Below are 22,917 nucleotides of genomic sequence, written 5' to 3' on the forward strand. Positions count from 1 at the left end.
ATGTCAAGAGTGCAAATCACCGATGTCGTGCTGCGCGACGGCCATCAGAGCCTCATTGCCACCCGGCTGCGCACCGAGGACATGTTGCCGGTCTGCGCGGCGCTCGACCGGATCGGCTTCTGGTCGCTCGAAGTGTGGGGCGGTGCCACCTTCGACAGCTGCCTGCGCTTTTTGAAGGAAGATCCGTGGGAGCGGCTGCGCAAGCTGCGCCGGGCACTGCCCAACAGCCGGTTGCAGATGTTGCTGCGCGGACAGAATCTGGTCGGCTACCGCCACTACTCCGACAGCGTGGTGCGCGCCTTCGTGCAGAAATCGGCCGACAATGGCATCGATGTCTTTCGCATCTTCGATGCGCTCAATGACCTGCGCAATCTGCGGGTGGCGATCGAGGCGGTCAACGCCGCCGGCAAACATGCACAGGGGGCGATCAGCTACACGGTCAGCCCGGTCCACTCGATCGAACAGTTCGTCACCATGGCCCGCGAGCTGGAGGCGATGGGCTGCCACTCGATCGCCATCAAGGACATGGCCGGCATCATGACGCCGCAGGCGGCCACCCAACTGGTCGGTGCGCTGGTCAAGGCGGTCGGTGTGCCGATTCAGGTGCACTCCCACGCCACGGCGGGTCTGGCCAGCATGAGTCAGCTGAAGGCGGTGGAGGCGGGCGCGACCCTTCTCGACACCTGCATCTCCGCCTTCGCCGAGGGGCCGAGCCACCCGACCACCGAGAGCATCGTTGCCGCACTGCAGGGCACCGCGTTCGACACCGGGCTCGATCTGGCAAAGCTGGAGGAGGTGGCCGAGTACTTCCGCCTGGTGCGCAAGAAGTACTGGCAGTTCGAGGCCGGCGTCAGTGGTGTCGATCCACGCGTGCTGCTGCATCAGGTGCCCGGCGGCATGATCTCCAACCTGATCAATCAGTTGAAGGAGCAGGGCGCCTTGGAGCGGCTCGACGAGGTGCTGGCGGAGATTCCGCGGGTGCGCGCCGATCTTGGCTATCCGCCGCTGGTTACCCCCACCTCGCAGATCGTCGGCACCCAGGCGGTGATCAATGTGATGACGGGCAAGCGTTACCAGTCGGTCACCAAGGAGGTGAAGCAGTATCTGCTCGGCCACTATGGTGCTGCGCCGGGCGTGGTCGATGACCAGGTGCGCCGAAGCGCGGTGGGTGACGAGGTGCCGGTCAGTTGCCGACCGGCCGACCTGCTGCCCGATGAGTTCGACCGGCTGCGCAGCGAGAGCGAAGCCTTCGCCGCCAGCGAGGAGGATCTGCTCACCTACGCGATGTATCCGGAGCTGGCCGAGAACTTCCTGCGCGAACGCGCCGCCGGCACGCTGACCCCCGAGCCGCTGCTGCCGCCGGGCTCTGCCGCGTCGGGAGTCGCGCGCACTGCGCCGACCGACTTCAACGTGACCGTGCATGGCGAGACCTACAATGTCCGGGTCACCGGCAGCGGCCATCCCGGCAGCGGATTGCGTCCCTACTATGTCTACATCGACGGCATGCCGGAAGAGGTGATGGTCGAGACCCTCGGTGAAACCGGGCTGTCGACGGCAGCGACCGGCACGCTGCGGCCCCGTCCGGCCCATGCCGGTCACCTGACCACGCCGATGCCGGGGGTGATCGTCGCGGTCAACTGCCAGCCGGGCGATCAGGTCAAGGCCGGTGATCCGCTGCTGGTGGTGGAGGCGATGAAGATGGAGAACGAGATCCAGGCCTCGGTCACCGGCACCGTCATCGCGGTCCATGTGCACAAGGGCGACAGCGTCCACCCCGATGAGTCGCTGCTGGAGATTCAGCCAGCCTGATCCGATGAGCGGCGTGAGCCCGCAGCCCGCACAGGAGCGTGAACTGGCCACGGTCGCGGCTGCGGAGAGCTCCATTCCGTTCGGGCAGGCCGTGCGCTTCTGGCTCAAGCTCGGTTTCATCAGCTTCGGCGGCCCGGCAGGACAGATTGCGATCATGCATCAGGAGCTGGTCGGGCAGCGGCGCTGGATCAGCGAGCAGCGTTTTCTGCACGCGCTCAACTACTGCATGCTGCTGCCGGGCCCCGAAGCACAGCAACTGGCCACCTACATCGGCTGGCTGATGCACCGCACGCTGGGCGGCATCGTCGCCGGCACCCTGTTCGTGTTGCCGTCGCTGCTGATTCTGATCGCGCTGTCATGGCTCTATGTCAGCTTTGGCGAACTGCCTTGGGTGGCGGCACTCTTTTATGGTGTCAAGGCCGCGGTCACCGCAATCATACTGCAGGCGGCCCACCGCCTCGGCAACCGCACGCTGCACAGTCCATTGCTGTGGGCGATTGCCGGGAGCGCCTTTGTGGCAATCGCCGTTTTCGAGCTGCCTTTTCCGGCCATCGTCGCCGCAGCGGCGCTGATCGGCCATCTGGCGGATCGTGTCACGCCTGGCCAGTTCGCTGCCGGCAATCTGCCGAGCCACTCCGCAGGCAGCTCCGGCGCGGCGCTGATCGACGATGACACCCCGCCGCCGCCACATGCACGATTTCGCTGGCAGCGGTTTGTGCGGAGCATGGTGATCGGACTGCTGCTGTGGGGTGCGTCGATCGGCCTGCTGACCCTGCGGTTCGGCTGGCAACACACCCTGACCCAGATGGGCTGGTTCTTCACCAAGGCGGCCCTGCTCACCTTCGGCGGTGCCTATGCGGTGCTGCCCTATGTCCATCAGGGGGCGGTGGAGCAGTTTGGCTGGCTGACCCAGACGCAGATGATGAGCGGTCTGGCTTTGGGTGAGACGACACCGGGACCCCTGATCATGGTGGTGGCCTTCGTCGGTTTCGTCGGCGGCCACGGCAAGGCGCTGTTCGGACCGGATGCGCTGTTTCTGGCGGGCGCAGCGGCGGCAACCCTGGTCACCTGGTTCACCTTTTTGCCCTCTTTCCTGTTCATTCTGGCCGGGGGCCCGCTGGTGGAGTCTACCCGTGGCAAGCTCGGCTACACCGCTGCGCTGACCGCCATCACTGCGGCCGTGGTCGGTGTCATCCTCGATCTGGTGCTCTTTTTTGCCCGCGCCACCCTCTGGCCGCACGGCTTTTCCGGTTCCTTCGATTGGCTGTCGGCACTGATCACGCTTGGTGCGGCGATTGCGCTGCTGCATTACCGGCGCACGACGATCGAGGTGATCGCGGGCTGTGCCCTGGCTGGACTGCTCGGCCAAGTGCTGCCGGTCTGAGCAGCCGATGATCTGCAGGGCGAAGGCTTCGAGTGAATAACGTGGCGATGCCTGCGTTTCAGTGACCGAGCTGTTCGAGCAGTTGCCGGGTCAGCGCGGCGACCTCGGCGGGACGCTCCTGCATGAAGTTGTGGCCGCCCTCGATCTCGATCGCGCTGATGACCGGGTTCAGGCTGGCGGCCTTCTGGCAGTTCTGCGGAATCGGCGAGCGTGGATCGTTGCCATGCAGCAGAAAGGTCGGCACGCGCAGCGCCTGCAGGTGCTCCCAGATGGTCACCAGCGGGTCGGCCAGCACCTGGGCTTCGGTGACCGGGTCGCAGCGCAGTGTCAGGCTGCCATCCGGCTCCGGTTGCAGGTTGTGGTCGATGAAGCTGTCGAGGGCCTGTTGGGTCCAGTCGGCGAAGGCCGGTTTGTCGCGCAGGAAGTCCCGTGCCTGCTCGGCGTTCTGCCACTGCCGGCGCCGGCGCAGTGTCTTCTGCACCGCCGGATTGCGCTCGAACGGCAGCACGTTGGTCAGTTGTGCCTGGGGCATGATCATCGGGTCGAGCAGAATCAGCGCATCGAACAGCTTGGGCTGCTCGGCCGCCAGAATCAGCGTCAGACCGGCGCCATAGCTGTGGCCGCCGCCAATCAGCGGGGTGCCCGGTTGACGCCAGCCGCGCGCGGCGATCACCTCGGCCAGCCGATCGACATTGCGGCGCCAGCCGGCATAGTGCTGGCCACGGTCGCTGGCGCCATGGCCTTCCAGATCGTGCAGGCAGAGCTGACAGTCGGGCAGCAGTTCACGCAGATAGGGCCAGTAGAGGTGGCCGCAGAAGGCGACGCCATGCAGAAAGTGCAGGATTGGCCGTTCTGGCCGTTGCAGCCACTCGTTGCCGCGCAGTGTCAGGCTCTCTTCTTCAAAAAGGTGGGTGAAGGGCGTGCCTTCGGCCAGTTGCGGGCAGTCTCTCATCGTCGGCTCCTGATCGGGTTGACATCTCATGGACGGCGGCCGTGTACCGCTGCGATGCAGATGGTAACGGATCGATGCGATTGTCTAGAACAGCGGCAGCGGGCTGGCTGCGCCGTTTCGGATCGAAGCGGCCAGCCCGAGGCTCTGCGGCAGCAGTCGGGCGAAGAAGAAGCGGGCGGTGGCGACCTTGCCCTGATGGAATGGCGTCGACTGGCGCAGGGCCGCGCGGGCCGTCAGCGTCCAGACGAAGGCATAGGCGGTCAGCCCGACCAGCTTCAGGTAGTCGCTGGCCACCGCGCCCGGCAGTTCGGCATCGCGCGGTGCCGCCCCGATCAGCCAGTCGCTGGTCTCGCGCAGCCGCGCCAGCGCCGCCGCCAGCGGCTGGGTGAACTCCGCCAGTGACGGGTTGTCCCGTTCAGCGGCCAGGCAGTGGTCGATCTCGCCATAAAAGTGCCGCAGCATCGCGCCGCCATCGCGCAGCACCTTGCGCTCCAGCAGGTCCATCGCCTGGATGCCGTTGGTCCCCTCGTAGATCTGGGCGATGCGTGCATCGCGCAGCCGCTGCTCGATGCCGGTGGCGGTCATGTAGCCCAGTCCACCGAACAGCTGCTGGGCGCGCACACAGTTCTCGAAGCCCTGATCGGTCATGAAGGCCTTGGCCACCGGAGTCAGGAGTGCGACCAGCGCAGCGGCCTGTTCGCGCTGCTGCGCATCGGGGTGAAAGCGGGCCAGATCGAGTTGCAGCGCGACATAGCAGGCGAAGGCGCGCCCCCCTTCGTTCAGCGCCCTCTGCGTCAGCAGCGAATGGCGCACGTCACCATGCAGCACGATCGGATCGGCCGGCAGTTCGTTCCGTTGCAGCGAGGTGGTGGCGGCACGCCCCTGCTGCCGCTCCCGCGCATGGACCAGCGCGGCCTGATAGGCCGCCTCGCCAAGGCCGAGCCCCTGCAGCGCGATCGACAGCCGCTCGTAGTTCATCATCGTGAACATCGCCGCCAGCCCCTGATGCGGGGCGCCGACCAGCTCACCCATGGCTCCTTCGTAATCGATGGTGCAGGTGGCCGAGGCGCGGATGCCCATCTTCTGCTCGATGCCCCGGCAGAAGATCCGGTTGCGCGGGCCGGTACCACCGCTGGCCGCAGGCAGGAACTTCGGCACCAGAAACAGCGACAGACCGCGGCTGCCGGCCGGTGCATCGGGCAGGCGGGCCAGCACCAGATGGAGGATGTCGTCGCTGAGGTCGTGCTCGCCGCCGGTGATGAAGATCTTGCTGCCAGTGATGAGGTACTGGCCGTTGTCATCCGGCTCGGCCCGGCTGCGGATCAGCCCCAGGTCGCTGCCGGCCTGCGGTTCGGTCAGGCACATCGCACCACTGCAACGGCCCGCATAGAGCGCCGGCAGGTAACGCTCGCGCTGTGCCGCAGTGCCATGACTGGCGAGGGTGAGGGCGGCACCGCTGGTGAGCACCGCATAGAGGGCAAAGCTGCTGTTGGCGGCGAACAGCCGTTCTTCGAACAGCACGGTCACCAGCTTGGGCAGGCCCTGTCCGCCATGCTCCGGCTCGCCGCCCAATCCCATCCAGCCGGCTTCGGCACAGCTGCGCCAGGCCTCGGCAAAGCCCGCCGGCGTCAGCACTGCGCCATCGACCCAGCGGCAGCCCTGTTCATCGCCCCGGCGGTCGAGTGGCGCCAGCAGCTGATCGCAGAGCCGGCCGCCTTCGTCGAGAATCTGCTCCACCAGTTCGGCGTCGAGGTCCCGGGTGGCCGGCATCTGCGGCCAGAGCCGGCCGACCTCGAACAGCTCGTGAAGCAGAAAGCGGGTCTCTTGGTGCAGGCTCAGCGGGTTCTGCATGGCGACTCTCGACGGTGGCAGGCTGGGGTGAGGCAGCCCAGTGTGCCGCAAAGTGCGTCGAAGCTGTAGCGCGGCAGGCCGATCGGTTCCGATCGGCCTGCCGGGGCGGCGTCAGAGGATGTAGCGGCTCAGATCTTCGTTGCGCGCCAGTTCGCCCAGATGGCGCTCGACATAGGCGGCATCCACCACGATCGGCTTGGCCTCGCCGGTGCCGGCATCGAACGAGATCTCTTCCAGAAGCCGTTCCAGCACCGTGTGCAGCCGGCGGGCGCCGATGTTCTCGGTGCGCTCGTTCACCTCCCAGGCGGTGCGGGCGAGGGTGGTGATCGCCTCGGGGGTGAAGCTGAGTTCGACCCCTTCGGTCGCCAGCAGCGCGCTGTACTGCCTGATCAGCGAGGCGCTCGGTTCGGTCAGGATGCGCTCGAAATCCTCGGTGGTCAGCGCCTGCAGCTCGACGCGGATCGGCAGGCGCCCCTGCAGCTCCGGAATCAGGTCGGAGGGTTTGGCCAGATGGAAGGCGCCGGAGGCGATGAACAGAATGTGGTCGGTGCGCACCATGCCGTACTTGGTGCTGACGGTGCAGCCCTCGATCAGCGGCAACAGGTCGCGCTGCACCCCTTCGCGGGAGACATCGGCCCCCACCGTTTCGCCACGCTTGCAGACCTTGTCGAGTTCATCGATGAAGACGATGCCATTCTGCTCGACCGCCTCGACTGCCCGCGCCTTCACCTCCTCCTCGTCGATCAGCCGGCTCGCCTCCTCTTCGCGCAACTGCTTGCGGGCCACCGCCACCTTGATGCGCCGCTTGCGCTTCTGGCCGCTGGCGAGGTTGGAGAAGAGCCCCTGCAACTGGCTGGTCATCTCCTCCATGCCCGGCGGCGCCATGATCTCGACGCCGACGGCGCGGTTCGACAGCTCGATCTCGATCTCCTTCTCGTCGAAATCGCCATTGCGCAGCTTCTTGCGGAAGGTCTGCCGGGTCGAGGACTCCACCGTCTCGCGCGGCTCGAAACTCTCGTGGCGTGGTGGCGGCAGCAGAGCGTCCAGAATCCGTTCCTCGGCGGCCAGTTCGGCCTGCTCGCCGACCCGCTGCAGCCGCTCCTCGCGCAGTTGCTTGATGGAGATCTCCACCAGGTCGCGCACGATCGACTCGACATCGCGGCCGACATAACCCACTTCGGTGAACTTGGTCGCCTCGATCTTGATGAAGGGCGCGTTGGCCAGCCGGGCCAGCCGGCGGGCGATCTCGGTCTTGCCGACCCCGGTGGGGCCGATCATCAGAATGTTCTTCGGGGTCACTTCGGCGCGCAGCGTCTCATCGAGCTGCATGCGTCGCCAGCGGTTGCGCAGCGCCACCGCCACGGCACGCTTGGCCTCGGCCTGGCCGATGATGTGCTGGTCGAGTTCCTGGACGATCTGTAACGGGGTCAGAGTGGGCATGGGGTCTGGCTCAGCGGCTCTCCAGCTCTTCGATCGTGAGCTGATGGTTGGTGTAGATGCAGATGTCGGCGGCAATGTGCAGCGCCTTCTCGGCGATGTCGCGCGCCGACAGCTCGCTGTGTTCGAGCAACGCCCGCGCCGCCGACTGTGCGTAGGGGCCGCCCGAGCCGATGGCGATCAGCGCGTTCTCGGGCTCCACCACATCGCCGTTGCCGGTGATGATCAGCGAGTGGGTGTGGTCGGCCACCGCCAGCAGCGCCTCGAGCCGGCGCAGGGCGCGGTCACTGCGCCAATCCTTGGCCAGCTCGACGGCGGCGCGCTGCAGGTGGCCCTGGTACTTCTCCAGCTTGGCCTCGAACCGCTCGAACAGCGTGAAGGCATCGGCGGTTCCGCCGGCAAAACCGGCCAGTACCCGATCCTGATAGAGCCGGCGCACCTTGCGCGCGTTGCCCTTGAGCACCGTGTTGCCCAGGGTGACCTGCCCGTCACCGCCGATCACCACCCGGCCGGCGCGCCGGACCGAGATGATCGTCGTGCCATGAAACTGTTCCAAGCGTGGCTCCTCATGCGTGCCAAAAGTCAGAAGTGGCGTGATGAGGGCATCCGCCGGCTTTTCAAGTCGGGCTCCGGCAATTCAGTGCCGGGGCGGGGAGAGGCCGGATCGATTGGCGCGAGATGCCGACCGATCCGGTCGTGCGCGGCCTACTGGTTGACCCAGGTGCCATTGGCATCGCGACAGGCGGTGCCATGCACCTGTTCCGGCCGCCCATTGATCTGGGCCTCCATCACGTAGTCGCGGCAGGGTCCGCCGCTCGACTCGTAGGTGCGGGTCGGGGTGACGCGGTAGCTGTTGCCGCTGTCAGGGTTGCGCCAGCTCGATGCACTGCCGGTGCGGCTGTTCTCCAGCGCCTGGGTGGTGCGCAGCCGGTCGGTGTCATCCATCGACTTGCCGACCGCACCGCCGATCATGGCACCGGCCAGCGAGCCGGCAATGATGGCCGCGGTACGTCCATCGCCGCCGCCCACCTGCGAACCCAGCACCCCTCCCAGCACGCCACCGATCACCGTGCCCGCCTGTTGCTGCTGCCCCTGCTGGCTGGCGCAACCGCCGAGGCCAAGGGTGGTGGTCAGGGCCATGATCATCGTCATCTTGCCTTTGTGCATTGCTGCTCTCTTGTTCCGGGTTGATTGATCGTCGGGATCGTCGATCCCGCCCGGTTTGACCCGTGGGTGGCCGATTTGTTTTGATTCCGGGTCAAAAGCGCTGCGGGACAGCGTGTGGATTTTCTGCTCCCGCACCTTCCGGCAACCACACAGGAGCCCCGCCCATGCATGAGACCATCGAGCTGACCGCCAGTGATGGCCACCGCTTTGCCCTTTATCAGGTGCTGCCGAGCGGCGCGGCCAAAGGCAGCGTGCTGGTGATCCAGGAGATATTCGGCGTCAATGCCCACATCCGTGAGCTGTGCCACCGCTATGCGACGGCGGGGTACCGGGCCGCGGCACCGGCGCTCTATGACCGGGTGCAGCGGGGCGTCGAGCTGAACTACGACGCCGCCGGCATCGAAGCCGGCCGCGCCATCGTGGCGCAGATTCCGCAACAGAAGACGCTGGACGATCTGGCCACTGCGGTGGCGGCACTGCGTTCGACCGGCCGGGTCGGCGTGGTCGGCTACTGCTATGGCGGCGCCATGGCCTGGCTGGCCGCCTGCAAGATCGACGGCGTGGCGGCGGCCTCCTGCTACTACGGCGGCCTGATTCACCAATATCGCCAGTTGCAGCCACACTGTCCGGTGCAGCTCCACTTTGGCGAACTGGACGCGATGATTCCGCTGACCAAGGTCGACGAGATCGCCGCCGCCCACCCCGAACTGCCGGTGTACCGCTATCCGGCCGACCATGGATTCGGCTGCGACCACCGCGCCAGCTACCACGCCCCTTCGGCAGAACTGGCTGAACAGCGCACGCTGCAACTCTTTGCCGAGGCGCTGGTACAGGGAACATGATCACGCAGTCCTTGGAGAACCCATTGCCCACAAACTCAAGATGGCGATGCGGAGCTGCATCGACAGAGTGATGCCATGTTTGTCGTGGCGCACAGCCTCATGCCACACTGCAATGGCCGTCGAGTTCGCAACCGGAGAACGACCATGTCCGAGCAGCAGGCCGCCACGCTCATCCGCGTCGAGCAGGGTGACGACTTCGTTGCCCTGGTCGAGCTGTGCAATCCCCCGTTCAACTTCTTCGAACTGGGCATGGTGCAGGCGCTGGGCAATGCCTTCGACCGGCTCGATGCCGACCCCGACTGCCGCGCCATCGTGCTGGCGGCGGCCGGTCAGGCCTTCTGCGCCGGCGCCAACTTCGGTGATGGCCGCGACACCGACAACGCGCTGGGTGGCGTGCCGCAGCAGGGCGCGGTGACAGCCGGTGCTGGCTTCAGCTTCAGCTCGGCGCGACTCTATGAGCAGGCGGTGCGGCTGTTCGGCAACCGCAAGCCGATCGTCGCGGCCATCCATGGCGCCGCGATCGGCGGTGGTCTGGGGCTGGCACTGGTGGCCGATTTTCGCGTCACCTGCCCGCAGGCGCGCTTCAGCGCCAACTTCACCCAGTTGGGCATCCACCCCGGTTTTGGTCTGACCCACACGCTGCCGGCGCTGATCGGTCCGCAGCGGGCGCAGTGGCTGTTCTACACCGGCGGTCGCATCAAGGGCGACGAGGCCGTTGCCATCGGCCTGGCCGACCGGCTGGTGGAGCAGGATCAGGTGCGCGACACGGCCCGGGCGATGGCCCGCGAGATTGCCGCCGCCGCGCCGCTGGCGGTGGTGTCGCTGCGACAGACGCTGCGGATGGGACTGGCCGAGCGGGTGCGGGCGGCCACCCAGCGCGAGCAGCAGGAGCAGGCCTGGCTGATCCAGACCGCCGACGCCCGTGAGGGCATGAGCGCCAGCTTTGCCCGGCGCACGCCCCGGTTCGAGGCGCGCTGAACCGGCGCGCCCATCCATCCTCTTCCTGTCATCACCCCATCACTGCCAGCGGGCCGCGCGGCCGGCCGTGCGGCTGTCCGATTGAAATTGGCTATCGCGCCCATTTAAAAATTGAATTGGCCGGCGCCGACCGGCGTCGATAGAGTGGCCACCGTCATCTTTCGTGACGTTTTGTCCCGCTTTCTCATCGGAGTACTGAAGTATGCAGAGTCTCATCAACAGCGAAATCAAGCCGTTCAAGGCAATGATGTTCCATGACGGCAAATTTTCCGAGGTCAGCGATGCCGATCTGAAGGGCAAGTGGTCGGTGCTGTTTTTCTATCCGGCCGATTTCACCTTCGTCTGCCCGACCGAGCTGGGCGACCTGGCCGACAATTACGCCGAGTTCCAGAAGCTGAATGTGGAGATCTATTCGGTGTCGACCGACACCCACTTTACCCACAAGGCGTGGCATGACACCTCCGAGACCATCGGCAAGATCAGGTACCCGATGATCGGCGATCCCACTGGCACCCTGACCCGCAATTTCGGGGTGATGATCGAGGAGGCCGGTCTGGCCGAGCGGGGTACCTTCGTGATCGATCCGCAGGGCCGCATCCAGATCATCGAAATCAATGCCGGTGGCATCGGTCGGGATGCCGGGGAGCTGCTGCGCAAGGTGAAGGCGGCGCAGTATGTGGCGAACCACCCCGGCGAGGTCTGCCCGGCGAAGTGGAAGGAGGGTGAAGCCACACTGGCGCCCTCGCTCGATCTGGTGGGCAAGATCTGATGATGCCTGTCCCTCCCAGCGGGCGGGGCAGCCGAATCTGAACCGAGGCGTCGGCCGCCGTGCGGCTGCCGGCGCCTTTTTGTTGCCATGCAAATTCATGGCGGGAGATTCTGATGCTCGACAACAGCCTCAAGGCACAATTGAAAGGCTTTCTGGAGCGACTGGTCGCTCCGATCGAACTGGTGGCCTCGCTCGACCAGAGCACCAAATCACAGGAGCTGCACCAGCTCCTCACCGAGATCAGCGAGCTTTCCGACCAGGTTCGGCTGCGCGAGGATGGCAGTGATGCCCGTCGACCCTCGTTCAGTGTTGGGCGACTCGATCAGCCGGCGCGCATCCGTTTTGCCGGGCTGCCGCTGGGCCACGAGTTCACATCGCTGGTGCTGGCGCTGTTGCAGGCCAGCGGCTATCCGCCAAAGATTTCCGACGAGCAGGCGGCAAGGATCGCGGCCCTCAGAGGTCGACACCGCTTCGAGAGCTATGTGTCGCTGTCGTGCCACAACTGTCCTGATGTGGTGCAGGCGCTCAATGTGCTGGCGGCGCTGAATCCGGACATCGAGCATGTGATGATCGATGGCGCGCTGTTTCAGGATGAGGTCGATGCGCGCCAGGTGCTGGCGGTGCCGACGCTCTACCTCGATGGCGAGCCCTTCGGCAGCGGACGCATGACCCTCGATGAGCTGATTGCCCGGCTGGATGAAGGGAGCGCCGTGCGCGAGGCCGAGCGACTCTCCGGGCAGCCGCCCTATGAACTTCTGGTGGTGGGTGGTGGGCCGGCTGCCGCGGCGGCCGCCATCTATGCGGCGCGCAAGGGCGTTCGCACTGGTGTGGTCGCCGAGCGGTTCGGTGGGCAACTGCTCGATACCCTGGCGATCGAGAATCTGATTGCAGTGGCGCATACCGAGGGGCCGACGCTGGCGCGCACGCTGGAGGCGCATCTTCGGCAGCACCAGGTCGACATCATCAACCTCCAGCGTGCCGATGCGCTGATTCCGGGCGCGCCCGGCGGCTACCACAGCCTGAAACTGTACAGTGGGGCCGAACTGAGGGCGAAAAGCCTGATCATCGCCACAGGAGCGCGCTGGCGCGAGCTGAATGTGCCAGGCGAGCGCGAATACCGCGGCAAGGGGGTGGCCTACTGCCCGCACTGCGATGGACCGCTGTTCAAGGGCAAGCGTGTTGCCGTGGTGGGCGGCGGCAACTCGGGCGTCGAGGCGGCGATCGATCTGGCCGGCATCGTCAGCCAGGTCACGCTGATCGAGTTCGACAGTACGCTGCGGGCCGATGCGGTGTTGCAGGAAAAGCTTCGCAGCCTGCCCAATGTCAGCGTGATCACCCGTGCGCAGAGCAGGCAGATCAGCGGTGAGGCCGGCCGGGTCAACGGACTGCTCTACACCGATCGCGCCACCGGTCAGAGCCGGCAGATCGCGCTGGAAGGAGTGTTTGTGCAGATCGGCCTGCTGCCCAACACCGACTGGCTGAAGGGGGTCGTCGAGCTGTCGCGCAGTGGCGAGATCATCGTCGATGCCCGCGGACAGACCAACGTCGCGGGTGTGTTCGGTGCCGGCGACTGCACCACTGTGCCTTACAAACAGATCGTCATCGCGATGGGCGAAGGAGCCAAGGCCAGTCTGACCGCCTTCGATTACCTGATCCGCACTTCTGCGCCTGCCTGATTCCGTGGCCGCGGTTGCGGCGAGCCGACCAGTTCCATAGACTGGTTCGCACACATGGAGGGAGCGACATGAAAAACATCGGTGCCTACGAGGCGAAAACCCATTTTTCCAGGCTGCTGCAGGAGGTCATGGCCGGTGATGGCTACATCATCACCCATCGCGGACAGCCGGTGGCGCAGTTGCTGCCGATCGGTCGCGAGACCGGTCAGCGGGCCGTGCCGCAGGTGATCGCCGACATTCGGGCGCTGGCGCCGAGCGGTGGCGAGACGGTCGATCTGAAAAAACTGCGTCTGGAGGGACGGCGATGAATTTCGTGCTCGATTCGTCGGTGACGCTGCCGTGGTTCTTCAAGAATGACCTCACCGGCTATGCCGATGCAGTGCTCGAACAGTTGCAGAGCAACCAGGTGCTGGTGCCACGCCTGTGGTATGAAGAGGTGGCCAACATCCTGCTGTCATGGGAACGACAGCGGGGGCAGAGCTCGCCGGAGGCCGAGCGCTTCATGGCCTGGTTGACCGAACTGCCGATCAAGGTGGCGGATGACAACTCGCCGCGCACCTTCAACCGCATCTATCAACTGGCACACAAATATCGCATTTCAGCTTATGACGGCGTCTATCTCGAACTGGCGATCCGTGAGGGGTTGCCGCTGGCGACACTCGACACCAAACTGAAACGGGCGGCCGAGAGCGCCAAGGTTGGCGTCTTTTCGGTCTGACGTCACAGGATTCCTCAGCCAGCCTGACCGTTCAGGCCAGAATATCGAGCAGACTGCCGACCCGTTGGTTTTCGGCCTCGATCACCTTGATGCCGAGTCTGGCATCACGTTCGACCAGCTTCAGTCCTGTCAGTGCGTCGGTCATCTGATTGACTTCCGATGTGTTGCCTTCGGCACTGAGCCGGGCCAGGGTGTTGGCATGGCGATTCAACTGCTGCTCGGCCCGTTGCAGGATGCCAAGGCCGCTGGCGATTGGCGTGATCATCATCGCTTCGCTCCGCTATTGAACATGTTCGGCAAGATAGAACGCCAATGCGGCTGCCGCGAGCAGAAATGGTCGAGGATGAGAACGGGTTGGCATTATCGGGTCTGGTCGCCAGGGTGGCACGCTTCAGTCCCTTCGCGACAGCAGGCAGTGCCTGCTCACCGGATTCAAGTCTGCACAGGCGCGCGTGCGGGCTGCTCCACGGGGCAGGGGCTTTTCAGCATGAACGAGATGAGGTAAACAGAGCACTGCCAGTTTGGCCCGGCCGAAAAGCCGGGGACGGATTGAAACAGCCAAGGAGTTGCGACATGGCCACCTTCGACCCCGCCTTTGACAAGATGATCCGCAACGAAGGCGGGTTCAAACTCACCCACATCGAGGGCGACCGTGGCGGGCAGACCTACGCCGGCATCGCCCGCAATGCCCACCCCGACTGGCCGGGCTGGCGCTACGTTGATGCCAATGACCTGACTCAGGTCGAGCTGACCCAGAGCGTGCGTGACTTCTACCGCCGCGAATTCTGGAACCGCATCGGCGGAGACGCCATCACCCATCAGACCATTGCCGAGACCCTGTTCGACTTTGCCGTCAACGCCGGCAGCGGCACGGCTGCCAAGTTGGCGCAGATCGTGGTGGGGGTGGTGCCGGATGGCGGCATCGGTCCCAAGACGCTGACCGCACTCAACGGCTGTGAGCCAGAGCTGTTCGCGCTCAAGTACGCGCTGGCCAAGGTGTCGCGCTATGCGGAAATCTGCAACCGCGACCGGACGCAGAGCAAATTCCTACTCGGCTGGATCAACCGCACGCTGAAGGAGCTGACATGAATCTGTTAGGCATCGGCGAAATCATCGGCGGGGTCGGCAAGATCGCCGATGACCTGATCACCACCGACAAGGAGCGGCTGACACTGGCGATCGAGGAGAAGAAGATCGAAGCCGGGCTGATCCAGTCGCAGGTCGAGGTCAACAAGGTCGAGGCGCAGCACGCCAGCGTCTTCGTGGCCGGCTGGCGACCGTTCATCGGCTGGGTCGGCGGCTTCGGCATGGCCTACCAGTTTCTGCTCTACCCACTGCTGACGTGGGTCTGGCCGATCCTGATCGCACGCGGCACGCTGCCGGCCGGCACCACCATCCCGCCAGTGCTCGATGGTGATGTGCTGTTCGCAATGGTCAGCGGACTGCTCGGCATCGCCGGGATGCGCAGCTTCGACAAGATGAAGGGGACCGACCTGAAGATGGTCGGTCGCTGAGTCGATCGGCCGTGCCTACTTCAGCAGGTTGGCGATGGTCTGGTGGTAGCGCTCGATCGCCTCGAGCAGACTGGAAGCGCCCATGCCGAGGTCGCGCAGCAGGCCATCCTCGATGCCGTAGATCCAGCCGTTGATGGTCAGCGGCTGGCCGCGGTCCCAGGCATCCTGCACCACGGTGGTCTGGCTGACATTCAGCACCTGTTCGATGACGTTGAGTTCGCACATCCGGCGAATGCGCTCCTGATCGCAGTCGATCGCATTCACCGTGCCGGCGTGCTTCTGATGGACATCCTGCACATAGCGCAGCCAGTTGTCGATCAGACCGAGCTTGTTCCGGCGCACGGCCGACTGCACGCCGCCACAGCCATAGTGGCCGCAGACGATGATGTGCTTCACCTGCAGCACGTCGGTGGCGTACTGCATCACCGACAGGCAGTTGAGGTCAGTGTGGCCCACCACATTGGCGACATTGCGGTGCACGAAGAGCTCGCCCGGCAGCAGCCCGACGATCTCATTGGCTGGCACCCGGCTGTCGGAGCAGCCGATCCAGAGATATTCCGGCGCCTGCTGGGCGGAGAGACGATGGAAGAAGTCTGGATCCTGTGCGGTCATCGAGGCTGCCCAGCGGCTGTTGTTGGTGAACAGGTTGGTCAGATCGGACATGGGGAACTCCTGGATCGGTTGAACGGCGAGGTTGTCATCGATGAGGCTGGCGCGGCATTCTAGGGCAAAATCGGCCGCTTGGGTCCGCGCCAGGGCTGAGTTCCCGGTGTCAGGTGTTTGGGGTTGATTGGAACAATTGCCTGTTACAGGAGCCATGCAGATGAATCAGAGCGTGAATCCAGCCCTCATCGGGCAGGGCGATCAGGTCGGGCAGCTGCGTGCGCTGCTCGATCGGCAGCGGCAGGCGTTCAATGCGCGGCCACCATCGGACCATCGCGAGCGCATTGCCCGGCTCGATGCGCTCGCCGCTGGCATCGGTCGTCATCAGCAGGCGCTGGTCGATGCGGTGATGGCCGATTTTGGCCACCGTTCCCGCCATGAGACGCTGATCAGCGAGGTGATCAGTGCGCTCGGGGAGATTCGCTTCACCAAGGCCAAGCTGAAGGGCTGGATGAAACAGCGGCGGGTGCGGCCGACGGTACAGAGTCTCGGCTCGGTCGGCCGGATTCTCTATCAGCCCAAGGGGGTGATCGGCATCATGGGTGCCTGGAACTATCCGGCAGCGCTCTGCTTCTCGCCAATGATCGGCGCCATTGCCGCCGGCAACCACATGCTGGTCAAACCCTCCGACCTGACGCCGCGCACCGCCGAGGTGATCCGGCAACTGGTGGCGGAAACCTTCGAGGAAAGCTACTGCGCGGTCGTCACTGGCGATGTCGGCGTCTCGGTGCTGTTCAGCACGCTGCCCTTTGACCACCTGCTCTACACTGGCGGCACCGCAGTGGGCTGTCAGGTGATGCAGGCCGCGGCCCGCAATCTGACCCCGGTCACGCTGGAGATGGGCGGCAAATCCCCGACCTTGATCGGCGAGCGGTTCCCGATGGCGCGGGCGGTGCAGAGCATTCTGATGGGCAAGCTGCTCAATGCCGGTCAGACCTGCATCGCACCCGACTATCTGCTGTTGCCGAAGGCACGGTTGCAGGAGTTCCTCGAAGTGGCGACGGCGGCGATTCTCGAGCGCTATCCGCGGGTGGTCGACAATCCCGACATCACTTGGATCATCAACGAGCGCCATCATCAGCGGATTCTCGGTCTGATCGAGGATGCCCGCGACAAGGGTGCCAGAATCCACGAACTCAACCCGGGTCATGCCGAGATTCCGGCCGGCGTGCGGGTGATCGCACCGACCCTGCTGTATGAGGTGACCGATCAGATGAGGGTGATGCAGGAGGAGATCTTCGGCCCGCTGCTGCCAATCGTTACCTACGACAGCCTCGATCAGGCCATCGACTACGTCAACCGGCGTCCCAGGCCGCTGGCGCTCTATCTGTTCGAGGAGGATGACGACAGGATCAGGCGGGTGGTGAACGGAACCATCTCGGGCGGCGTCTGCGTCAACGACACCATGCTGCACATCGCCCACCAGAATCTGCCTTTTGGCGGCATCGGCCCGAGCGGGCTGGGTGCCTACCATGGTTTCGATGGTTTCGTGGAGTTCTCGCACAAAAAGGCGGTGCTCTACCAGGGACGCTTCTCTCCGGCTGCACTGCTGAAGCCCCCCTACAACGAGCGTGCGCTGAAGGTGCTGAACTGGGTGGCCAGACGTCTGGCCTGAGCTGGGTTAGGCAGCGCGGAAACCGTTTCACACGCTGTCACAAAGCATGATCATTGCGCTGGCAGAGCGGCGAATATGCGCCTGGTCGCCAGATCGACGTGACGGACTCATTCATCGCGAAAGGCCGAGATGGTTTTTGTGTTGATCTTTGGCGAATCTTTTAGGACAATGCGCCGCTCGATTTTGGAGGGGTTCCCGAGCGGTCAAAGGGATCAGACTGTAAATCTGACGGCTCAGCCTTCGGAGGTTCGAATCCTCCCCCCTCCACCAGATCGCCTGCCGGGTTCAGGTGCTGGCCGCGTGCAAGGCGAAAGAAGTGTTGCGGGTATGGTTCAATGGTAGAACCTCAGCCTTCCAAGCTGATGGCGCGGGTTCGATTCCCGCTACCCGCTCCAGTTTCAAATGATGTGCAGCGCTGTTGTCGGTTTTTGAGTCGCTCATATAGCTCAGTCGGTAGAGCACTTCCTTGGTAAGGAAGAGGTCACCGGTTCAAATCCGGTTATGAGCTCCAGTTTTTGTGATGCATGGTCGCCCCCTGCTGGTGGCCTTTGGTCTGAACTTGGTCGAGGAGAAAGGTGCCATGGCGAAAGAGAAGTTTGAGCGTAAGAAGCCGCACGTCAACGTGGGGACGATTGGACACGTTGACCACGGCAAGACGACGCTGACGGCGGCGTTGACGCGGGTCTGTGCCCAGGAGTGGGGTGGCGAGATGCGTGCGTTCGACCAGATCGACAATGCGCCGGAAGAGCGCGAGCGCGGCATCACCATTGCGACCTCGCACGTCGAGTACGAATCGCCGACGCGGCACTACGCCCACGTTGACTGCCCGGGTCACGCCGACTATGTCAAGAACATGATCACCGGTGCGGCACAGATGGATGGCGCCATTCTGGTCTGCTCGGCGGCGGATGGTCCGATGCCGCAGACGCGCGAACACATTCTGCTGGCGCGTCAGGTGGGCGTGCCCTACATCGTCGTCTTTCTCAACAAGGCCGACATGGTCGACGATGCCGAGCTGCTCGAGCTGGTCGAGATGGAAGTGCGCGAACTGCTCGACCAGTATGACTTTCCGGGCGACGACACCCCGATCATCATCGGCTCGGCGCTGAAGGCGCTGGAGGGCGACACCTCCGACATGGCCGGCGGTGCGGTCAAGAAGCTGGTGCTGACGCTGGACGAATACATCCCTGAGCCCGAGCGCGCGATCGACAAGCCCTTCCTGATGCCGATTGAAGATGTTTTTTCCATCTCTGGTCGCGGCACCGTGGTCACGGGCCGGGTCGAGCGGGGAATCATCAAGGTGGGAGACGAGGTCGAGATCGTCGGCATCCAGGCGACCACCAAGACCACCTGTACCGGTGTTGAAATGTTCCGCAAGCTGCTCGACGAAGGTCGCGCGGGTGAGAACGTCGGCGTCCTGCTGCGTGGCACCAAGCGTGACGACGTGCAGCGTGGTCAGGTGCTCGCCAAGCCGGGCAGCATCACCCCGCACACCAAGTTCGAGGCTGAGGTTTACGTGCTGAGCAAGGACGAAGGCGGGCGACACACCCCGTTCTTTGCCGGCTACCGTCCGCAGTTCTACTTCAGGACCACCGACGTCACTGGATCGGTCGAACTGCCCGAAGGGACCGAGATGGTGATGCCTGGAGACAACATCCGAGTCACGGTGACACTGATTGCGCCGATTGCGATGGAAGAGGGGCTGCGTTTTGCGATCCGCGAAGGCGGCCGCACCGTCGGCGCCGGCGTCGTCTCCAAAGTGATTGCCTGAGCGGCTCGACAGGGCAGGCATCGGGAAGAGTAAGAGGTTTCGATGGGTGGAGCGAATGCCGAAGTGGCAGAGGCTTCCGCTTGCCGGAATAGGCCAGTAGCTCAATAGGCAGAGCGGCGGTCTCCAAAACCGCAGGTTGGGGGTTCGATTCCCTCCTGGCCTGCCATATCGGCAGGCAGTTTCACTGGCTCACCTGTCTGATTCATTTCCCGCTTGACAAGAGAGTTTTTGATAAAAGATGGCTGCAAGCAGCAACTCCGAGAGCGGCGCTCTCGATAAGCTCAAGTGGGGTGTGGTGGTTCTGCTGGCGTTGGTCGCCGTGGTGGGCAACCAGTATTACGCCGAGCAGTTTGCCGTCATCTATCGTGCGATGGTGCTGGTCGTCGTGGGCGCTGTCGCCGCGGTGATCGCCCTGCAGACCGACCAAGGCAAGCGTTTCATTGCGTTCGCCAAGGAGTCCAGGGTCGAAATTCGCAAGGTCGTATGGCCGACCCGGCAGGAGACCCAGCAGACCACGCTGGTGGTCGTGGCAATCGTGCTGATTGCCGCGCTCATCTTGTGGGCGCTCGATTCGCTGTTGGGTTGGCTGGTCTCCATCGTCATCGGCTAGGAACCAAGATGAGCAAACGCTGGTACGTGGTGCAGGCCTATTCCGGCTACGAAAAAAAGGTGAAGGGTGCCCTGCAGGATCGCATTGCCCTGCATGGCATGGAGGAGAAATTCGGCGAAATTCTGGTGCCAACCGAAGAGGTGGTGGAGATTCGTTCCGGACAGAAACGCAAGAGTGAGCGCAAGTTCTTCCCTGGCTATGTGCTGGTGCGAATGGAGCTCGACAATGACACCTGGCACCTGGTCAAGGAGACGCCCCGCGTCATCGGGTTCATCGGTGGCACCGCCGACAAGCCGGCACCGATCAGTGATCGCGAGGCCGCAGAGATCCTCGATCGCATCGAGGCGGGGGTCGAAAAACCCAAGCCCAAGAAGATTTTCGAGCCGGGCGAAATGATCCGGGTCGTCGAAGGACCGTTCAACGATTTCAATGGAGTCGTCGAAGAGGTCAATTACGACAAGAACCGCATCAGGGTGGCGGTGCTGATTTTTGGCCGCTCAACGCCGGTGGATCTCGAATTCAGTCAGGTCGAAAAGGTCTGACGGCAGAGTCAGTCGCTTGGCGGCTGGCATCAATGGGGAGCTTTCGAGCGCTTGCACCCGTCATAGGAGTCGATAGAGATGGCAAAGAAGATAGATTCGTACATCAAGCTGCAGGTCAAGGCCGGGCAGGCCAATCCAAGCCCGCCGATCGGTCCGGCATTGGGTCAGCGTGGTCTCAACATCATGGAATTCTGCAAGGCGTTCAATGCGCAGACCCAGGGTGTCGAGCCGGGTCTGCCGCTGCCGGTGGTGATCACGGTCTACTCCGACAAAAGCTTCACCTTCATCACCAAGACCCCGCCTGCGACCGTGCTGCTGAAGAAAGCGGCAGGCATCAAGAGTGGCAGCAAGGTGCCCAACAAGAACAAGGTGGGCAAGGTCACCCGGCAGCAGGTCGAAGAGATCGCCAAGCAGAAAATGCCCGATCTGACGGCGGCAACGCTGGAGGCGGCCGTGCGCACCATTGCCGGCAGCGCGCGCAGTGCCGGCATCGAAGTGGAGGGGCTGTGACATGGCGAAATTGAGCAAACGGGCGCAGCAGATCCGCGCTCGCATCGAGCCGGGCAAACTCTACAGCGTCGAAGAGGCGGTGGCGTTGTTGACCGATCTCTCCAAGGTCAAGTTCGTCGAGTCATTCGATGTCTCAGTCAACCTTGGAGTTGATCCGCGCAAATCCGATCAGGTGGTGCGGGGCGCCACCGTGCTGCCCAACGGCACAGGCAAGGAGGTGCGGGTTGCTGTCTTTGCGTCAGGCGAGAAGGCAGACCAAGCGCTGGCGGCCGGTGCCGATGTCGTCGGCATGGAGGATCTGGCCGAGCGCATCAAGGGCGGTGATCTCGACTTTGGTGTGGTGATCGCCTCGCCCGATGCGATGCGTGTGGTGGGCCAGCTTGGTCAGATTCTGGGTCCGCGTGGCCTGATGCCGAACCCCAAGGTCGGCACCGTGGCGGTGGACGTGGCGCAGGCGGTCAGAAACGCGAAGTCGGGTCAGGTGCGCTACCGGACCGACAAGGCCGGGATCATCCATGGCTCGATCGGCCGGATCGGTTTTCCGGCTGACGCGATCAAGGGGAATCTGCTCGCGCTGCTCTCCGATCTGAAACGAGCCAAGCCGTCGACCTCCAAAGGGGTGTACATGCGCAAGGTGAGTCTCAGCACCACCATGGGGCCAAGCCTGACGATCGATCAGTCCAGCCTCGAGCTGTGACCCCTCCAAAAACCGAATTGGTCAGAGTCGGAATCTGACGAAAAGACTTTGCACTTGCCGGCGAGGCCTTTTTGGCGATCACCGGGAGCTGTCAGAGACCATAGGTCCTTTATGTGTGGGTAACCACGCAGTCGAAAGGTTAATGTTGCCTATGTAGGCGGTGCGACTGAGACCTCAGTCTCTCCCGCGTTGTTGTAAAGAGGCGAACCCTTGATCTTCAAGGCTCGGAGGGTTCGCTGGCGTGCTCTCGACCGATGGTCGTTGATCATCGACCGAGGGTTAATTCTGGAGTAAACCGATGGCATTAAGACTCGAAGACAAAAAGGCGATCATCGCTGAAGTCAATGAGGTGGCCGGACGTGCTCTGTCTGTGGTCATTGCTGATTACCGTGGCGTCACTGTGGGCGATATCACCGGATTGCGCGTGAAGGCGCGTGATTCGGGTGTCTATCTGCGGGTCGTGCGCAACACCCTGGCAAGTCGAGCAGTGGAAGGAACCGAATTTCAGTGTCTGCAGCAGGCGCTGGTCGGTCCGACCATTCTCGCGTTCTCCATGGAGGACCCAGGTGCTGCGGCGCGGCTGCTGAAAGAGTTCGCAAAGCAGAACGACCGCTTTGTCATCAAGGCATTGGCCGTGGGCGGAAAATTGATGGGCGCCGAGCAGATCGATGCTCTGGCGACGCTGCCGACCCGTGAGGAGGCGCTGTCTCGCCTCATGAGCGTCATGCAGGGTCCGATTGCCAAGCTGGCTCGCACCATCAACGAAGTGCCTTCCAAACTGGTACGCACCCTGGCCGCTGTCAACGATCAAAAGAGAGAGGCGGCATGACGCTCGACCTTCGAGCGTGATCCCGGCTTAAGACGAACAGCAAACGAATAGAAGTGGAGAAACGTAAATGGCTCTGAACAAAGACGAGATCCTTGACGCAATTGCTTCCATGACTGTCATGGAAGTGGTCGATCTGATCAAGGCGATGGAAGAGAAATTTGGTGTCACCGCCGCCGCCGCGGTGGCCGTGGCCGCACCGGCAGCCGCTGGCGAAGCTGCCGCCGCCGAGGAGCAGACCGAGTTCAACGTGATTCTGAAAGATTCCGGCGAGAAGAAGGTCAACGTGATCAAGGTGGTCCGTTCGCTGACCAATCTGGGTCTCAAGGAGGCCAAGGATCTGGTGGACGGCGCGCCGGCGACGGTCAAGGAGGGTGTTTCCAAAGCCGAAGCCGAGGACATCAAGAAGCAACTCGAAGAGGCTGGCGCGACGGTGGAGGTCAAGTAATCCTCTTGTCCAACACGCTAAAAAGCAGCGCAAGGCTGGTGGCATTCCGCCATCGGCCTTTCGTTGTTGTACAGAATTCAGTTCCGGATCAGTTTTAGTTTTGAAGAGCGGTGCGCACCTTTGCACCAGTGTGCACGG

At 63.7% G+C, this 22,917-nt stretch carries 25 protein-coding genes and 4 tRNA genes; 22 read left to right on the forward strand and 7 right to left on the reverse strand.

Translation table 11 applies throughout. The annotated features are described in order from the left end of the window. A complete protein-coding gene (gene oadA, locus H7A13_02590; GenBank protein ID MCP5332237.1) occupies positions 1–1,809 on the forward strand; it encodes a sodium-extruding oxaloacetate decarboxylase subunit alpha in 1,809 nt (602 codons plus the stop codon). Between the two features lie 4 nt (positions 1,810–1,813). Further along, positions 1,814–3,193 (forward strand): chromate efflux transporter, encoded by a 1,380-nt coding sequence (chrA, locus tag H7A13_02595; GenBank protein ID MCP5332238.1) that lies wholly within the window; start codon positions 1,814–1,816, stop codon positions 3,191–3,193. Positions 3,194–3,251: 58 nt separating this feature from the next. Here chrA and H7A13_02600 read toward each other — a convergent pair whose 3' ends face one another. The 5 genes from H7A13_02600 to H7A13_02620 all read right to left on the reverse strand — a co-directional run bounded on the left by H7A13_02600 (position 3,252) and on the right by H7A13_02620 (position 8,600). Beyond that, complete coding sequence (locus H7A13_02600; protein ID MCP5332239.1) at positions 3,252–4,145, reverse strand: alpha/beta hydrolase; 894 nt, start codon at positions 4,143–4,145, stop codon at positions 3,252–3,254. Between the two features lie 84 nt (positions 4,146–4,229). Further along, positions 4,230–5,996, reverse strand: coding sequence for an acyl-CoA dehydrogenase (locus H7A13_02605; GenBank protein ID MCP5332240.1), 1,767 nt, complete (start codon positions 5,994–5,996; stop codon positions 4,230–4,232). A gap of 111 nt (positions 5,997–6,107) precedes the next feature. Next, positions 6,108–7,436, reverse strand: coding sequence for an ATP-dependent protease ATPase subunit HslU (gene hslU / locus H7A13_02610; GenBank protein MCP5332241.1), 1,329 nt, complete (start codon positions 7,434–7,436; stop codon positions 6,108–6,110). A 10-nt stretch (positions 7,437–7,446) separates the two neighbouring features. After that, the gene (gene hslV, locus H7A13_02615) at positions 7,447–7,989 is read right to left on the reverse strand and encodes an ATP-dependent protease subunit HslV (protein ID MCP5332242.1); all 543 of its coding nucleotides are present in this window, start codon (positions 7,987–7,989) and stop codon (positions 7,447–7,449) included. A gap of 149 nt (positions 7,990–8,138) precedes the next feature. After that, the gene (locus H7A13_02620; protein ID MCP5332243.1) at positions 8,139–8,600 is read right to left on the reverse strand and encodes a glycine zipper 2TM domain-containing protein; all 462 of its coding nucleotides are present in this window, start codon (positions 8,598–8,600) and stop codon (positions 8,139–8,141) included. Positions 8,601–8,764: 164 nt separating this feature from the next. Between H7A13_02620 and H7A13_02625 the strand changes: the two genes are divergently transcribed. The 6 genes from H7A13_02625 (at position 8,765) to H7A13_02650 (ending at position 13,583) form a co-directional block, all read left to right on the forward strand. Next, entirely contained in the window at positions 8,765–9,442 is a 678-nt protein-coding gene (locus tag H7A13_02625; GenBank protein MCP5332244.1) for a dienelactone hydrolase family protein, read from the forward strand. 144 nt (positions 9,443–9,586) lie between these two features. Beyond that, the gene (locus tag H7A13_02630; protein MCP5332245.1) at positions 9,587–10,420 is read left to right on the forward strand and encodes an enoyl-CoA hydratase/isomerase family protein; all 834 of its coding nucleotides are present in this window, start codon (positions 9,587–9,589) and stop codon (positions 10,418–10,420) included. 202 nt (positions 10,421–10,622) lie between these two features. Then, positions 10,623–11,189, forward strand: coding sequence for a peroxiredoxin (gene ahpC, locus H7A13_02635; GenBank protein ID MCP5332246.1), 567 nt, complete (start codon positions 10,623–10,625; stop codon positions 11,187–11,189). Positions 11,190–11,302: 113 nt separating this feature from the next. Continuing rightward, a complete protein-coding gene (gene ahpF, locus H7A13_02640; GenBank protein MCP5332247.1) occupies positions 11,303–12,865 on the forward strand; it encodes an alkyl hydroperoxide reductase subunit F in 1,563 nt (520 codons plus the stop codon). A gap of 68 nt (positions 12,866–12,933) precedes the next feature. Beyond that, positions 12,934–13,173: a type II toxin-antitoxin system prevent-host-death family antitoxin gene (locus H7A13_02645; GenBank protein ID MCP5332248.1), complete on the forward strand. Its 240-nt coding sequence runs from the start codon at positions 12,934–12,936 to the stop codon at positions 13,171–13,173. Continuing rightward, complete coding sequence (locus H7A13_02650) at positions 13,170–13,583, forward strand: type II toxin-antitoxin system VapC family toxin (protein ID MCP5332249.1); 414 nt, start codon at positions 13,170–13,172, stop codon at positions 13,581–13,583. The genes H7A13_02645 and H7A13_02650 overlap by 4 nt, the downstream gene beginning before the upstream one ends. A 31-nt stretch (positions 13,584–13,614) precedes the next feature. Here H7A13_02650 and H7A13_02655 read toward each other — a convergent pair whose 3' ends face one another. Beyond that, complete coding sequence (locus tag H7A13_02655) at positions 13,615–13,851, reverse strand: hypothetical protein (protein MCP5332250.1); 237 nt, start codon at positions 13,849–13,851, stop codon at positions 13,615–13,617. Between the two features lie 305 nt (positions 13,852–14,156). On the opposite strand from H7A13_02655, the gene H7A13_02660 reads away from it, so the two are divergent. Together H7A13_02660 and H7A13_02665 are read left to right on the forward strand one after the other, a co-directional pair. Continuing rightward, complete coding sequence (locus H7A13_02660) at positions 14,157–14,672, forward strand: N-acetylmuramidase (GenBank protein ID MCP5332251.1); 516 nt, start codon at positions 14,157–14,159, stop codon at positions 14,670–14,672. Then, positions 14,669–15,097: a hypothetical protein gene (locus tag H7A13_02665; GenBank protein ID MCP5332252.1), complete on the forward strand. Its 429-nt coding sequence runs from the start codon at positions 14,669–14,671 to the stop codon at positions 15,095–15,097. Before H7A13_02660 ends, H7A13_02665 begins: the two co-directional genes overlap by 4 nt. 15 nt (positions 15,098–15,112) lie before the next feature. Here the strand turns inward: H7A13_02665 and can are convergent, their stop codons facing one another. Next, the gene (can, locus tag H7A13_02670; protein MCP5332253.1) at positions 15,113–15,760 is read right to left on the reverse strand and encodes a carbonate dehydratase; all 648 of its coding nucleotides are present in this window, start codon (positions 15,758–15,760) and stop codon (positions 15,113–15,115) included. A gap of 160 nt (positions 15,761–15,920) precedes the next feature. On the opposite strand from can, the gene H7A13_02675 reads away from it, so the two are divergent. The 12 genes from H7A13_02675 (at position 15,921) to rplL (ending at position 22,779) form a co-directional block, all read left to right on the forward strand. Beyond that, positions 15,921–17,375 (forward strand): coniferyl aldehyde dehydrogenase, encoded by a 1,455-nt coding sequence (locus tag H7A13_02675; GenBank protein ID MCP5332254.1) that lies wholly within the window; start codon positions 15,921–15,923, stop codon positions 17,373–17,375. Between the two features lie 185 nt (positions 17,376–17,560). After that, a tRNA-Tyr gene (locus tag H7A13_02680) sits at positions 17,561–17,645 on the forward strand. Positions 17,646–17,696: 51 nt separating this feature from the next. Next, positions 17,697–17,770, forward strand: a tRNA-Gly gene (locus tag H7A13_02685). A 40-nt stretch (positions 17,771–17,810) separates the two neighbouring features. Next, positions 17,811–17,886 (forward strand) — tRNA-Thr (locus H7A13_02690). Between the two features lie 69 nt (positions 17,887–17,955). Then, positions 17,956–19,146 (forward strand): elongation factor Tu, encoded by a 1,191-nt coding sequence (tuf, locus tag H7A13_02695; protein ID MCP5332255.1) that lies wholly within the window; start codon positions 17,956–17,958, stop codon positions 19,144–19,146. A 90-nt stretch (positions 19,147–19,236) separates the two neighbouring features. Next, a tRNA-Trp gene (locus H7A13_02700) sits at positions 19,237–19,312 on the forward strand. A 72-nt stretch (positions 19,313–19,384) separates the two neighbouring features. Beyond that, entirely contained in the window at positions 19,385–19,756 is a 372-nt protein-coding gene (gene secE / locus H7A13_02705) for a preprotein translocase subunit SecE (protein ID MCP5332256.1), read from the forward strand. A gap of 8 nt (positions 19,757–19,764) precedes the next feature. Further along, the gene (gene nusG, locus H7A13_02710; protein ID MCP5332257.1) at positions 19,765–20,298 is read left to right on the forward strand and encodes a transcription termination/antitermination protein NusG; all 534 of its coding nucleotides are present in this window, start codon (positions 19,765–19,767) and stop codon (positions 20,296–20,298) included. Between the two features lie 78 nt (positions 20,299–20,376). Further along, positions 20,377–20,808: a 50S ribosomal protein L11 gene (gene rplK, locus H7A13_02715; protein MCP5332258.1), complete on the forward strand. Its 432-nt coding sequence runs from the start codon at positions 20,377–20,379 to the stop codon at positions 20,806–20,808. Between the two features lies 1 nt (position 20,809). Next, a complete protein-coding gene (rplA, locus tag H7A13_02720) occupies positions 20,810–21,505 on the forward strand; it encodes a 50S ribosomal protein L1 (protein MCP5332259.1) in 696 nt (231 codons plus the stop codon). Between the two features lie 298 nt (positions 21,506–21,803). Next, positions 21,804–22,334 carry a 50S ribosomal protein L10 gene (gene rplJ / locus H7A13_02725; GenBank protein ID MCP5332260.1) on the forward strand — a complete coding sequence of 177 codons (531 nt, stop codon included), beginning with the start codon at positions 21,804–21,806 and terminating at the stop codon, positions 22,332–22,334. 73 nt (positions 22,335–22,407) lie between these two features. Next, positions 22,408–22,779 (forward strand): 50S ribosomal protein L7/L12, encoded by a 372-nt coding sequence (gene rplL, locus H7A13_02730; GenBank protein ID MCP5332261.1) that lies wholly within the window; start codon positions 22,408–22,410, stop codon positions 22,777–22,779. Positions 22,780–22,917: the final 138 nt, after the last annotated feature.

The organism is Pseudomonadales bacterium, assembly GCA_024234215.1.
GTDB lineage: Bacteria > Pseudomonadota > Gammaproteobacteria > Pseudomonadales > UBA5862 > JACKOQ01.

Bases quoted from the DNA above. Each gene is read 5' to 3' on its own strand.
- oadA (MCP5332237.1), top strand. From the start codon at position 1: ATGTCAAGAGTGCAAATCACCGATGTCGTGCTGCGCGACGGCCATCAG.
- chrA (MCP5332238.1), top strand. From the start codon at position 1,814: ATGAGCGGCGTGAGCCCGCAGCCCGCACAGGAGCGTGAACTGGCCACG.
- H7A13_02600 (MCP5332239.1), bottom strand. From the start codon at position 4,145: ATGAGAGACTGCCCGCAACTGGCCGAAGGCACGCCCTTCACCCACCTT.
- H7A13_02605 (MCP5332240.1), bottom strand. From the start codon at position 5,996: ATGCAGAACCCGCTGAGCCTGCACCAAGAGACCCGCTTTCTGCTTCAC.
- hslU (MCP5332241.1), bottom strand. From the start codon at position 7,436: ATGCCCACTCTGACCCCGTTACAGATCGTCCAGGAACTCGACCAGCAC.
- H7A13_02620 (MCP5332243.1), bottom strand. From the start codon at position 8,600: ATGCACAAAGGCAAGATGACGATGATCATGGCCCTGACCACCACCCTT.
- H7A13_02625 (MCP5332244.1), top strand. From the start codon at position 8,765: ATGCATGAGACCATCGAGCTGACCGCCAGTGATGGCCACCGCTTTGCC.
- H7A13_02630 (MCP5332245.1), top strand. From the start codon at position 9,587: ATGTCCGAGCAGCAGGCCGCCACGCTCATCCGCGTCGAGCAGGGTGAC.
- ahpC (MCP5332246.1), top strand. From the start codon at position 10,623: ATGCAGAGTCTCATCAACAGCGAAATCAAGCCGTTCAAGGCAATGATG.
- ahpF (MCP5332247.1), top strand. From the start codon at position 11,303: ATGCTCGACAACAGCCTCAAGGCACAATTGAAAGGCTTTCTGGAGCGA.
- H7A13_02645 (MCP5332248.1), top strand. From the start codon at position 12,934: ATGAAAAACATCGGTGCCTACGAGGCGAAAACCCATTTTTCCAGGCTG.
- H7A13_02650 (MCP5332249.1), top strand. From the start codon at position 13,170: ATGAATTTCGTGCTCGATTCGTCGGTGACGCTGCCGTGGTTCTTCAAG.
- H7A13_02655 (MCP5332250.1), bottom strand. From the start codon at position 13,851: ATGATGATCACGCCAATCGCCAGCGGCCTTGGCATCCTGCAACGGGCC.
- H7A13_02660 (MCP5332251.1), top strand. From the start codon at position 14,157: ATGGCCACCTTCGACCCCGCCTTTGACAAGATGATCCGCAACGAAGGC.
- H7A13_02665 (MCP5332252.1), top strand. From the start codon at position 14,669: ATGAATCTGTTAGGCATCGGCGAAATCATCGGCGGGGTCGGCAAGATC.
- can (MCP5332253.1), bottom strand. From the start codon at position 15,760: ATGTCCGATCTGACCAACCTGTTCACCAACAACAGCCGCTGGGCAGCC.
- H7A13_02675 (MCP5332254.1), top strand. From the start codon at position 15,921: ATGAATCAGAGCGTGAATCCAGCCCTCATCGGGCAGGGCGATCAGGTC.
- tuf (MCP5332255.1), top strand. From the start codon at position 17,956: ATGGCGAAAGAGAAGTTTGAGCGTAAGAAGCCGCACGTCAACGTGGGG.
- secE (MCP5332256.1), top strand. From the start codon at position 19,385: ATGGCTGCAAGCAGCAACTCCGAGAGCGGCGCTCTCGATAAGCTCAAG.
- nusG (MCP5332257.1), top strand. From the start codon at position 19,765: ATGAGCAAACGCTGGTACGTGGTGCAGGCCTATTCCGGCTACGAAAAA.
- rplK (MCP5332258.1), top strand. From the start codon at position 20,377: ATGGCAAAGAAGATAGATTCGTACATCAAGCTGCAGGTCAAGGCCGGG.
- rplA (MCP5332259.1), top strand. From the start codon at position 20,810: ATGGCGAAATTGAGCAAACGGGCGCAGCAGATCCGCGCTCGCATCGAG.
- rplJ (MCP5332260.1), top strand. From the start codon at position 21,804: ATGGCATTAAGACTCGAAGACAAAAAGGCGATCATCGCTGAAGTCAAT.